The 12,051-nt window shown below is 66.8% G+C and carries 10 protein-coding genes; 3 read left to right on the top strand and 7 right to left on the bottom strand.

All coding sequences use genetic code 11. The features are described 5' to 3' along the window. Nucleotides 1-80: 80 nt before the first annotated feature. Nucleotides 81-1,355 carry a tRNA guanosine(34) transglycosylase Tgt gene (gene tgt / locus GUY23_RS04595; RefSeq protein WP_166970148.1) on the bottom strand — a complete coding sequence of 425 codons (1,275 nt, stop codon included), beginning with the start codon at nucleotides 1,353-1,355 and terminating at the stop codon, nucleotides 81-83. A 21-nt stretch (nucleotides 1,356-1,376) separates the two neighbouring features. On the opposite strand from tgt, the gene mmuM reads away from it, so the two are divergent. After that, a complete protein-coding gene (gene mmuM / locus GUY23_RS04590; protein WP_166970146.1) occupies nucleotides 1,377-2,378 on the top strand; it encodes a homocysteine S-methyltransferase in 1,002 nt (333 codons plus the stop codon). On the opposite strand, the gene GUY23_RS04585 is transcribed toward mmuM, so the two are convergent. After that, nucleotides 2,269-3,312 carry an isopenicillin N synthase family dioxygenase gene (locus GUY23_RS04585; RefSeq protein WP_166970144.1) on the bottom strand — a complete coding sequence of 348 codons (1,044 nt, stop codon included), beginning with the start codon at nucleotides 3,310-3,312 and terminating at the stop codon, nucleotides 2,269-2,271. The genes mmuM and GUY23_RS04585 overlap by 110 nt on opposite strands. A gap of 142 nt (nucleotides 3,313-3,454) precedes the next feature. On the opposite strand from GUY23_RS04585, the gene GUY23_RS04580 reads away from it, so the two are divergent. Further along, nucleotides 3,455-4,060: a flavin reductase family protein gene (locus GUY23_RS04580; RefSeq protein WP_166970142.1), complete on the top strand. Its 606-nt coding sequence runs from the start codon at nucleotides 3,455-3,457 to the stop codon at nucleotides 4,058-4,060. 18 nt (nucleotides 4,061-4,078) lie between these two features. Here GUY23_RS04580 and GUY23_RS04575 read toward each other — a convergent pair whose 3' ends face one another. Next, entirely contained in the window at nucleotides 4,079-5,503 is a 1,425-nt protein-coding gene (locus GUY23_RS04575; protein WP_166970140.1) for an FAD-binding oxidoreductase, read from the bottom strand. Then, nucleotides 5,500-6,567: an aminotransferase class I/II-fold pyridoxal phosphate-dependent enzyme gene (locus tag GUY23_RS04570; RefSeq protein ID WP_166970138.1), complete on the bottom strand. Its 1,068-nt coding sequence runs from the start codon at nucleotides 6,565-6,567 to the stop codon at nucleotides 5,500-5,502. Before GUY23_RS04570 ends, GUY23_RS04575 begins: the two co-directional genes overlap by 4 nt. A gap of 214 nt (nucleotides 6,568-6,781) precedes the next feature. Here GUY23_RS04570 and GUY23_RS04565 point away from each other — a divergent pair, with 214 nt between their 5' ends. Beyond that, nucleotides 6,782-8,257, top strand: coding sequence for a malate:quinone oxidoreductase (locus GUY23_RS04565; RefSeq protein WP_166970137.1), 1,476 nt, complete (start codon nucleotides 6,782-6,784; stop codon nucleotides 8,255-8,257). Nucleotides 8,258-8,351: 94 nt separating this feature from the next. Here the strand turns inward: GUY23_RS04565 and GUY23_RS04560 are convergent, their stop codons facing one another. The 3 genes from GUY23_RS04560 to GUY23_RS04550 all read right to left on the bottom strand — a co-directional run bounded on the left by GUY23_RS04560 (nucleotide 8,352) and on the right by GUY23_RS04550 (nucleotide 12,014). Next, nucleotides 8,352-9,176: a bifunctional allantoicase/(S)-ureidoglycine aminohydrolase gene (locus GUY23_RS04560; protein ID WP_166970135.1), complete on the bottom strand. Its 825-nt coding sequence runs from the start codon at nucleotides 9,174-9,176 to the stop codon at nucleotides 8,352-8,354. A 26-nt stretch (nucleotides 9,177-9,202) separates the two neighbouring features. Continuing rightward, complete coding sequence (locus tag GUY23_RS04555) at nucleotides 9,203-10,510, bottom strand: DUF6986 family protein (protein WP_166970133.1); 1,308 nt, start codon at nucleotides 10,508-10,510, stop codon at nucleotides 9,203-9,205. Nucleotides 10,511-10,634: 124 nt separating this feature from the next. Continuing rightward, a complete protein-coding gene (locus GUY23_RS04550) occupies nucleotides 10,635-12,014 on the bottom strand; it encodes an NAD-dependent malic enzyme (protein ID WP_166970131.1) in 1,380 nt (459 codons plus the stop codon). Nucleotides 12,015-12,051: the final 37 nt, after the last annotated feature.

The following is a 12,051-nucleotide window of genomic DNA, read 5'->3' as shown; positions in this document are numbered from 1 at the left end:
TCGCCGGCGGCGCGCCTTTCGACTTTCGCGTGACCTGAGCGAGAAGCGGCCGGCGCAGCGGACCCTCGGCGTGCCCGGCGCTATTTCGCGTAGTAGCGGCCGAGCACCTCGGCTTCGAGCTCGGTGAAGCGGCCGTCGATCATGGCTTGGCGGATCTCGGCGACGAGTGAGACGACGAAGTGTTCGTTGTGGATCGTGCACAGGGTGGAGAAGAGCATCTCCTTGGCCTTGTACAGGTGCCGGAGGTAGGCCCGTGAGTAGTTCCGGCATGTGTAGCAGTCGCAGTCCGGGTCGAGTGGGCCGAAGTCGCGGCGGTACTTCGCTCCCGTGAGGTTGTACCGGCCGTCGCGGGTGTAGATGGCGGCATTGCGGGCCACCCGGGAGGGTGAGACGCAGTCGAAGGTGTCCGCGCCGGTCTTGATCGCCTCGAAGAGGTCGTCGGGTTCGGAGATGCCGAGCAGGTGCCGCGGCTTGTCCTCGGGCAGCTCTTCGCACACCCAGCGGATGATGATGCCGAGGTTCTCCTTCTCCAGCGCCCCGCCGATGCCGTACCCGTCGAAGTCCATGGAGCCGAGGTCACGGGCGGCCTTGCGCCGCAGGTCCTCGTACTGTGCACCCTGGAGGACGCCGAAGAGTGCCTGGTAGGGCCGGTGGGAGCGGGCCTCGGTGAGCCGGAAGTGCTCCTCGATGCAGCGGATCGCCCACAGTCGGGTCCGCTCGAGGGAATCTTCCTGGTAGCCGCGGGTGTTGACGAGCGTGGTGAGCTCGTCGAAGGCGAACATGATGTCGGCGCCGAGCTCGTGTTGGACCCGCATCGAGATCTCCGGGGTGAACCGGTGCATCGATCCGTCGAGGTGGGACTTGAAGGTCACGCCGTCGTCATCGACGTTCGACAGTCGTTCCTTGCCGACGGCGACGAGTTCGTCGTTCTGCTCACCCGTCGACTCCATCGAGATGACCTTCTTGAACCCGGAGCCGAGGCTCATCACCTGGAATCCGCCGGAGTCGGTGAACGTGGGGCCGGGCCAGTTCATAAATGCCCCGAGTCCGCCGGCCTCGTCGATGAGGTCCGATCCGGGCTGCAGATAGAGGTGGTAGGCGTTGGAGAGCACCGCCTGTCCGCCGAGTTCGGCGACCTCGTCGGGGCGGACGGCCTTGACCGTGGCTTTCGTGCCGACCGGAATGAACGCCGGTGTCTGAATGTCCCCGTGCGGAGTGTGGATGACGCCGGTTCGGCCGCCGGTCTCCAGCCGGGTGCCGACTTCGAAGCCGAAGCGGGACCGGTCGTTGACGGCGTCGCCCGCCGGTGCAGGGGTCGACGTCTCAGATGATGCGGGGGATTCGATTGAGCTCACCGGTCAAGCTTAACTGGGACCATGATGTTCACGCAGATGCTCGCCTCCGCCGAGGCGGCCCATCCCCTCGTCCTCGACGGCGGGCTGGGCACAGCGCTCGAGTCCAGCGGCATCGACCTCAGCCATGATCTGTGGTCGGCCGACCTCATCCGCCAGGACCCGGAGACGCTCGCCGAGGTCCACGCCGAGTTCATCACCGCCGGTGCCCAGATCATCTCGACCGCAAGCTATCAGGCGACACCGATCGGGTTCGCTGCGGCAGGGATCAGCGCCGAGGAGGGACGTGAGCTCATCACCCGCAGCGTGGAGATCGCCCGCTCCGCCGCCGCGGCGACCGCCCCGCCGTCCGGCACCAGCCCCGAGCCCGTCGAAGGTCCCGCCCTCGTTGCCGGATCCGTCGGCCCGTACGGTGCCGCCCTGGGTGGGGGCGAGGAGTACACGGGTGATTATCGATTGACGTCCGAGGAGTACACCGCCTTTCATCGTGCCCGAATCACCGCTCTCGCCGAGGCGGGAGCGGATCTGCTCGCCGTCGAGACCCAACCGCGTCTCGACGAGATCCGCGCGATCCTCCTCCTCGCCGAGGAGGTCGAGCTGCCCGTATGGGTGAGTGTGACTCTACGCGAGGGCACTGACACGACGGTCACGCTGCCCGACGGCAGCTCCCTGGCTGAACTCGCCGAGGCGGCGGCCGCCTCGGCGGCGGCGCAGGCGGTCGGGGTCAACTGCGTGCCACCGGCCCTCGTCACCCCGGCACTGACCGAGCTCGCCGCGCACACGAGTCTCCCGCTCATCGCCTACCCGAACTCGGGCGAGACCTATGATGCCACCGCCATGGACTGGCGGAACGACAGCACGGAATCCGGGATCGGGTCGTGGCCGTTGGAGACGTGGACCCGCCTCGGCGCCCGCCTCATCGGCGGCTGCTGCCGGGTCCGACCAGCCGACGTCGCGGCTCTCTGCTCACGTGCCGCGGGTAGAACTTCTCGGCGACGTTCGGGTGGGACCGCAGCCGGGACATGAACGCGTTCTCACCGTAGACGGCGTGGAGGGCATCACGTTCGTCCTGAGTGACGCCGCGGGCCTCGGCCGCGAGCTCGGCAGGCAGCTCGACCTCGGGCAGACTGGCGTCGAGGGCAGGATTGTAGAAGAACGGGATCGAGATGCGGTCCTCGCCGGGGCCGGTCGGCAGGACGCGGTGGACGGTGGCCTTGAGATAGCCGTTCGTGGCGACCTCGAGGAGTTTGCCGATGTTGACGACGAAGGCGTTCTCGATCGGGTCGGCGTCGATCCAGCCGTCATCGGTGAGGACCTGCAGTCCGGTCGTCCCCGGCTGCGGGTAGAGCAGGGTGAGGGTGCCGCCGTCACGGTGCTCGCCCACACCCTGCGAGACGGATTCGGATTCAGCCTCGGGGTAGCGGACGATCTTGATGAATGAGGCGGGGTCCTCGGCGAACGCGGATGCGAAGTGGTCGGCGGACTGGCCGAGGCTGAGTGCCCATTCGCTCAGCAGCCGATCGCCGACCTCACTCAGCCGCGCGTGCCAGGATTCGGTGGCCTCTCGCAGTTCGGGCAGGGCGGCCGGGTACTGGTTGGGGCCGGTGAGGTGGTCGAAGTCGTGGACGGGTTCGGCCACGGGGGCGCGTTCGGGGCCGATGTCGATCTGCTCGCGCCAGTCCACGCGGCCCTGCGTGCGTTCGCCTCCGGTGCGGGTGTACCCGCGGAAGTGCGGTGAGTTCGTGTTCTCGATGGCGAGCTTGTCGGCTTCGGGCAGGGCGAAGAACCGCTGCGCGGTGTCGATGATGCGAGAGAAGTCGGCTTCAGGCACGCCGTGTCCGGTGAGGTAGAAGAAGCCGATCTCGTGGGTGACGCGCCGCAGCTCGGCACGGAAGTCCTCCGCGGTCGCAGGGTCGTCGGCGAGGCTGAGGTCGAGGATGGGCAGTTGTGTGAGAGTCATGTCCCCACGCTAGGCCGCAGTAGGCGGCCATCGTGTGAGTGATGTCACGGAGCGCCACACTCCGTCACAACTGCACGAACACATACCGCCAGACACCGTTCTGCACAGTGCGCTCTCCCAATACACCTGCTTGAATGGTCAGGTGACCCATTTCTACCGCCCGTCCGAGGGCCACCGCCTGCCGCATGACCCCTTCAACGCCATCGTCGCGCCGCGGCCCATCGGCTGGATCGGCACCCTCGATGCCGAGGGCCGTCGCAATCTCGCGCCCTACTCGTTCTTCAATGCGCTCAACTACTCTCCACCGCTCGTGGGTTTCTCCAGCAACTCCTGGAAGGACACCGTCGCCAACTGCCGGGAGACCGGAGAGTTCACGTGGAACCTCGTCACTCGCAGCCTCGCCGAGGCGATGAACGCCTCGTCGACCACCGCTGACGTCGACGAGTTCTCCGCCGCAGAGATCGAGGCGGCCGAGTCCGTGGAGATCTCTGCGCCCCGCGTTGCATCCTCACCGGCGACCTTCGAATGCCGAGTCACCCAGATCATCGAGCTGCGCACCACGGATGGTGAGAACTCCGGCTCGTGGTTCACCGTGGGCGAAGTGGTGGGTGTCCATCTCGACGAATCCCTGCTCGTCGACGGGACCGTCGACACAGTCGCCGCCGAGCCGGTGCTGCGCGGCGGAGGACCGACCGCATACTTCGGGATCAGCTCGGATCAGCGCTTCGACATGCGCCGACCGGGCTGAGTTCGGTCACCCGAGAGCTCAGCCGAGCATCTTGCCGGGGTTGAGGATGCCCAAGGGATCGATCGCTGACTTGATCGAGGCCTGCAGCGCCTGTGCTCCGGCATCGAGCTCCCGCACCAGCCATTCCTTCTTCAGATACCCGACCCCGTGCTCACCGGTGATCGTCCCACCCAGATCCAGACCCAACTGCATGATCTCCGCGAACGTCTCATTCGCCTCGGCCACACTCGCCTCATCCGAGGCATCGAAGAGCACACTCGGATGCATGTTCCCATCACCGGCATGACCGGCCGTGGCTACCTCAACGGTGTGCGCGGCATCGATGTCGGCCAACCGTGCGAAGAACTCGCCAAGGCGGGAGCGCGGCACGCACACATCATCGATGAGCTCTCCCCCACCAAGCCCTGCCACGTACTGCTCCATCGCCGGTGACACCGCCCGCCGGGCGGCGACGAACATCTCCGAATCAGCAGGATCATCGGAGAAGAACACCTCTGCCGCCCCCTGTTCCCGAGCGATCATCTCGAACGCCTCGAGTTCGGCGACGCCGGCCTGACCGGGCGCATCGGACTGGACCAACAGCAGTGCCCCGACCCCGTCGGGCAGACCGAAGTCCCCATACGCGTTGATCATCGCCACCGTCTTCCCATCCATGAGCTCGAGCAGCGAGGGTGCCGCCCCCGAGGACATGAACGCAGAGACCGTGTGTCCGGCCGACTCCATGTCCGGGAAGATCCCGACACCGGTCACCGGCTGAGACAGCAGCGGCTTGAGCCCCAACGTGATCTCCACGATGACACCCAGAGTGCCTTCGGAGCCGACGAACAGACCGGCCAGGTCGAGCCCGGCGACACCCTTGGCCGTCTGCCGACCGAGCTTCGTCACCGTCCCGTCGGGAAGGACGACGGTCATGCCCCGCACATAGTCGCGCGTCACCCCGTACTTCACACAGCACATGCCGCCGGCATTCGTGGCGACATTGCCGCCGATCGTCGAGATCGCCACCGATCCGGGGTCCGGCGGATACGACAGACCATGCCCGGCCAGCGCCGATTTGAGGTCCTGATTGATGACGCCCGGCTGGACCCGGCAGGTCTGATTCACCTCGTCGATGTCGACGATCGCGTTGAGCTTGGCGACATTGAGCAGGATCGCCCCGTCCACGGCGTTAGCCGCACCGGACAGGCCCGTCCGCGCTCCCTGCGTGACCACAGGGATCCGATGCTTCGTGGCAAACCGCATCACCGCGACCACATCATCGACACCGGCAGCCCGAACCAGAGCCGAGGCCCGCCCGGCGGGACAGAACAGAGCCTTGTCCGATGAGTACGCATCGATGACGTCGCGGTCGGTGACCAGCGCCTCTGCGCTGAGATCGGCAGCGAGCTCGCCGCGCAGAGAATCCGTCACATCCGCATACGTCACTGTCGTGTCCACGCTCATGGTCGGGCAGCAGCAGCGACCGTGAGCACGCGGTCAAGGGCCTCATCGGGTCCGATGCTCACGCGCACTCCGCCCTGCAGTCGGCGCACGGCCACGGCCTGCTCGGCACAGGCGCCTTCGAAGGCGACGGCGGCTTCGGGGTCGAGGGCGATCCAGACATAGTTGCCCTGCGCATCGGGCACGTCGAATCCGAGTTCCCGCAGATCATGGGCGAAGCGGTCGCGCACGGCGGCGACCTCCTTGGCCCGCACGGCCACCTCGTCGATCCGGGCCAGGGATTCCCTGGCCGCGGCCTGGGCGGGCGCGGTGACGGAGAAGGGCGCGATGACCTGGCGCAGGGCCGTGGCGATCTCGACATCGGCGACGCCGAAGCCCACCCGCAGACCCGCCAGACCGTGGGCCTTGGAGAACGTGCGGGCGAGCACGAGGTTCGCATGCTTCTTCCGCGCGGCCAGACCGTCGGCGGCTTCGGAGGCGAATTCGAGGTAGGCCTCGTCGAGGACGACGATGACGTTGTCGGGCACCTCGGCGAGGAAGCCCTCGAGCTCGGCGTCGGTGATCGTCGGACCGGTCGGATTGTTCGGCGAGCACAGCAGCACCAGCCGGGTCGTGTCGTCGATCGCGGCGGCGAGCCCGGCGAAGTCGTGGCGGCCGTCGGGCAGGAGGTCGACGGGTCGCTTCTGCGCCCCGCGGGCCGAGGCGAGGATCGGGTACATCTCGAACGAGGGCCACGGGTAGACCACGGAGGTGCCGGATTCGAGGGTGATGTTCGTCAGTGCGGACAGGATCTCGGAGGCACCGGCGCCGGGGACCACCTCGGCGGGGTCGACTTCGAGACGATCGGCGATGTCGGACACGAGGGCGGCAGCGGTCGGATCGGGATAGTTCGCGGGAATCGCCGCGGCGGCGGTGACGGCGTCGAGGACACCCGGCAGCGGCGGCAGGTGATTCTCGTTCGAGGACAGCTTGTACGGGGTCAGACCCGGGGAACTGACAGGAGGCTTGCCGGGGACGTAGGGAGGGAACTCGGCCAGCGCGTCACGGAGGAGGAAACGATTGGACATGTGCTCATGTTTGCACACCTTGTGGCGGGCGACACAGAGTGTCCGCGCAAAGTGACCGAACGGTCGGAAACGGGCGCGCGGAACGGACACCCATCCGCTGTGAGAATGCTCCCACGCACGGGTGTTCACCCTGCCCGGGTTACAGATGGGCCGACACCGAAGAGTAGTCTGAGAGACGAATAGAAGCAGTCAGTGACGAGGAATGAGAGTCCAAATGCCCTCACCGCAGGAAAAGGTCGACGTCGTCTTGATCGGCGGCGGAATCATGAGCGCCACCCTCGGTGCCATGTTGACCGAACTTCAGCCCGACTGGGACATCCGTGTCTACGAGAAGCTCGACTATGTGGCTTCCGAGAGTTCGGATCCCTGGAACAATGCGGGAACCGGCCACGCCGCACTCTGCGAACTCAACTACACCCCCGAGGACTCCAACGGCGACATCGACCTGCACAAGGCCTCGACGATCAACCAGCAGTTCCACCACTCACGCCAGTATTGGTCGCACCTCGTCGACACCGGTGTGCTCACCGACCCGAAGTCGTTCATCAACCCGATCCCCCACATCAGCTACGGCCGTGGTGAGAAGGGCCGTGACTACATCAAGCGCCGCTACGAGACGATGGTGCGCAATCCGCTGTTCTCGCAGATGGAGTACTCCGACGATCCGGCGACCCAGGCCGAATGGCTGCCGCTGATGTTCGAAGGCCGCGGACCCGGACAGGTCAACGGCATCTCGCGGACAGAACTGGGCACCGACGTCGACTTCGGCTCCCTGTCGCGCCAACTGCTCAGCTACATCGCCGACAAGGGCGCGACCGTGCGCACCAGCCACCAGGTCACCGACCTCGAACGCGCTTCCGACGGGTGGACGCTGACGGTCAAGGACCTGCTGTCCCACGAGACCCACCGGATCGGCGCGAAGTTCGTCTTCGTCGGCGCCGGCGGCGGAGCCCTGCCCCTGCTGCAGAAGTCGGGGATCCCCGAGGGCCGCGGCTACGGCGGCTTCCCGGTGTCCGGAATCTTCCTGCGCACCTCGAACCCCGATGTCGTCGCCGGCCACCAGGCCAAGGTCTACGGCCAGGCCGCGAAGGGTGCCCCTCCGATGTCGGTGCCGCACCTCGACACTCGTGTCGTCGACGGCAAGGACTACCTGATGTTCGGCCCCTACGCCGGCTTCTCGCCGAAGTTCCTCAAGAAGGGCCGCTTCACCGACCTGCCGTTCTCCGTGCGTGGGAACAACCTCGCCACGATGCTCAACGTCGCCAAGGACAACACCGACCTCGTCACCTACCTGCTCGGTGAGCTCGCGGCGACGAAGAAGGCCCGCTTCGAGGCGATGCACGAGTTCATCCCGAACATCGACCCGTCCGACTGGGAGTTCATCCAGGCCGGTCAGCGCGTGCAGGTGATGAAGAAGGATCCGAAGAAGGGCGGTGTCCTCCAGTTCGGCACCGAGCTCATCTCTTCGGCCGACGGATCGATCGCGGCTCTGCTCGGCGCCTCGCCGGGTGCGTCGACGGCCGTGCCGATCATGGTCAACCTGCTCAAGACCTGCTTCCCGCGTCAGTACGCATCCTGGGAATCCGACGTCAAGGACATGATCCCCTCGCTCGGCCGTGACCTCGCCGAGGACGAGACGCTGCTCAAGGAGCTCTCCGAGTACACCGCGCGGACACTCCAGCTCATCTGAGCTGCACCGCGGCTCACACCGCGAGCATGAGAACGAAGAACGGCGGACCGATCGGTCCGCCGTTCTTGTCATATCGCCTCAGAGTCCGACAACCTCAGAGCTCGACCTGACGGTTGACGTCCTTGTACAGCAGGTAACGGAAGCGTCCGGGACCGCCCGCATAGCAGGCCTGCGGGCAGAAGGCGCGCATCGAGATGAAGTCCCCTTCCTGCACCTCGACCCAATCGCCGTTGAGCCGGTAGACGGCCTTGCCTTCGAGCACGTAGAGCCCGTGCTCCATCTCGTGCGTCTCGGCGAAGGGGATGACAGCACCGGCCTCGAAGGTGACGATGTTGACGTGCATGTCATAGGCCAGGTTCTCCGGATCGAGCGGCCGGGTGGTCCGCCAGCGACCGTCCGTGCCGGGCATCGGCGAGGGATCGATGTCGGTCTCGTTGCCGAACTTCGCCTCCGGTGTCAGCCCCGCCACCGGCTGGTAGCGTTTGCGCACCCAATGGAAACGGGCCGCCTCGGTGCCGGTGGATTTCGCACTCCACGCCTCACCGGCGGGAAGGAACGCGAACCCTCCGGGGGTGAGTTCGTGCGCGGTGCCCTCATGGGTGACCTCGAGGGTGCCGGCCATGACGAAGAGGAATCCTTCGACCTCGGCCTGCGGTTCCGGCTTCTCGGAGCCGCCGCCGGGTGCGACCTCGAGGATGGTCTGGGAGAACGTCACCGCTCCCCCGGCCACGGGCTTGCTGAGCACCCAGGAGCGGGTTCCGGTCCATTCGGGCAGGTTCGAGGTGACGATGTCGCGCAGCACCCCGCGCGGGATGACCGTGTAGGCCTCGGTCACCAGTGCCCGGTCGGTGAGCAGATCCGACTGCGGCGGATGCCCGCCGGTCGGTGCCCAGTAGGTGTAGGGATCGGTCGTCGTCATGGGTGGGGTCTCCTTCGGTCGGGGATTCAGTTGAGGTGTCCGGTGCGGGCCAGCTGGGCCAGCTCGCCGAGGTTCAGCTTCGTGTGCGTGGTGACGAACTCCTCCGTATGGGCTCCGCACACGAGCCCGCGCTGCAGGTAGCGGGCGAGCGCCTTCACGGTCGCCGGTTCGTCGAGGACCGTCGAGTCCTCCTTGTACACGTAGCTGCGCAGGCGATCGGCCGCCTTGGCCCCGCCTTCACGGAAGAACGCGAAGGTTGCCAGGAACCGCGTCGGCAGCTGGTGCGGGTGGAGGTCCCAGCCCTGGTAGACGCCGCGCTTGAGGTGGCGGCGGACGAGTCCGGCGTGCAGGGCCCACGCGTGGTGGACCTCCTCGGGTTCGCCGAGCGGGAGGATGTTCGTCGACCCGTCGGAGAGGTGGACGCCGGTGCCGGCGACGGCGAGCATCATCTGGTTCTTCGCGAAGTCCGCGACCGGATGGTCCATCGCTTGGTAGGCCGCGGCCACGCCCATCGACGCCGAATAGTCGTAGGTGCCGTAGTGCAGGGAGGTCACGCGTCCGTCGCCGGCGTGGATGGCCGGTGCCAGGGGCACCGTCCCGTCGGGACCGAGGATGAGCTGCGGGGTCTCGACCTGGATCTCGAAGGTCAGTGTGCCCTCGCCGAGGTTGTGCTCCCTCTCCAGCGCGCGGCAGGCGAGCACCATCGCCTTCACCTGGTCGACGGTGCTCACCTTCGGCAGGGTGAGCACGAGGTTGTCCGGGACCTGACCGCCCGCGGCGATGAGCTCGGCCAGGAACAGATCGAGGGTGCGCAGTCCGCGTTCCCGGGTGGCCGCTTCGAGGCATTTGAAGCGGATACCGGCGAACGCCGGTGCTCCGGTCTCGGTGCGACCGGCGACCACGTCGCGGGCGGCCTTGAGGGCCCATTCGTCCTCGAGCTCGTCGCCGCGATCGCCGAAGCCGTCTTCGAAGTCCAGGCGCAGGTCCTCGATGGGCTCACGCTCGAGTTTCGCGGTGACCGCCTCGGCGAGGAGCTCGGCCTCGCGGGCGACCTGGTGGAGGCTGGGCATCTGCGAGGTCGGAAGAGGGCCGGACTCCTTGCGGGCGGCGGTGATGACCTTGCCGGCGAGCTGGAGCATGCCTCCGTGCTCGTCGACGATGTCGAGGGCCTGCCGACCCCAGCGGCGCGGCAGATCCGGTGTCGTCTGATCACCGGGCACGTAGACGGTGTGCACCGGCTGGCGGACGTCACGCTCGCCGGGATAGCTTTCGGCCAGGAGCTCATCAGTGTCCCCCAGCAGTGAATCGATGTCGGCCAAGGTTGCTTTCTCCACTGTCACATTCACTTTCTCTGCACGGGATTCGACGGCGAGGCGACTGTGCCGGGCCTGGCCTCATTGTCTCTCATTGCCCTGCCCCTCACACGGTGACTCACAGGGCACATGACGAATACGTCACTCACGACGAGACGGCGGTGACCGCCTCGGCGACCTTCTTCGCGACCTCGGGGTCGAAGACCGAGGGGATGACGTAGCCGGGATGGAGTTCGTCCTCGGGAATGCACGAGGCGATGGCGTCGGCGGCGGCGACCATGATGTTCTCGTCGACGTCGCGGGCTTCGGCGTCGAGCAGGCCGCGGAAGATGCCGGGGAAGGCGAGCACATTGTTGATCTGGTTCGGGTAGTCGCTGCGTCCGGTGGCCACGACGGCCGCATGCTTGAGCGCTTCGGCGGGATCCACCTCAGGGTCGGGATTGGCCATCGCGAAGACGAGGGCGTCGTCGTTCATCCGCGCGATGTCATCACCGTCGAGCACATTCGGGGCCGAGACGCCGATGAACACATCGGCACCGACGACGGCCTCCTTGAGGGTGCCCTCGAACCCGTCGGGGTTCGTATTCGCCTGCAGCCAGCGCTTGTGCTCGGTATCCACGGTCGAGTTCGGGCCGATGGCTCCGGACCGACCGCACGCGATGATGTTCGTGGCCCCGGCCACCTGGAGGAGGCGGATGATCGCGTTGCCCGCCGCTCCCACACCGGAGACGACGATGCGCAGGTCCTCGATCCGCTTGCCCACGACCTTGAGCGCGTTCTTCAGCGCGGCCAGGGTGACGACGCCGGTGCCGTGCTGGTCGTCGTGGAAGACGGGGATGTCGAGTTCGGCACGCAGGCGGGCCTCGATCTCGAAGCATCGCGGGGCGGCGATGTCCTCGAGGTTGATGCCGCCATAGGCTGGTGCGATGGCCTTGCAGATCGCAATGATCTCCTCGGTGTCCTTCGTGTCCAGGGCCACCGGCCAGGCGTCGACATCGGCGAACTGCTTGAACAGCACCGCCTTGCCCTCCATCACGGGCATGGCCGCCTCTGGGCCGATGTCGCCGAGACCGAGCACCGCGGTGCCGTCGGTGACCACGGCGACGGTGTTGCGTTTGATCGTCAGCCGGCGGGCGTCTTCCCTGTTCTCGGCGATCGCCATGCACACACGGGCCACACCCGGGGTGTAGGCGCGGGAGAGGTCATCGCGGTTGCGCAGGGGGACCTTCGGCGCGGATTCGAGCTTGCCGCCGAGGTGGAGGAGGAAGGTCCGGTCGGAGACCTTGCGGACGTCGACGCCGGGCAGCCTGCCGAGCGCGTCGGAGACCTCCTGAGCGTGTGCGGTGTCGCGGGTGTCGGCGCTGACGTCGATGATCACCGAGTGCGGGGTGGATTCGACGACGTCGAGGGCGGTCACGCCCGCACCGGTCGACGCGGCGGCGGCGACGAGATCGGAGGTGCTCGCCTCACCGACGGTGGTGCCGACGCGCAGGGTGATGGAGTATCCGGGGCTTGTTGCGGCCATGGCAATATCCTCTCTGATATTGGTTTTCCGTAATATG

It is taken from the genome of Brevibacterium atlanticum (assembly GCF_011617245.1).
GTDB lineage: Bacteria > Actinomycetota > Actinomycetes > Actinomycetales > Brevibacteriaceae > Brevibacterium > Brevibacterium atlanticum.
This window is presented reverse-complemented; position numbering and strand designations above follow the sequence as displayed.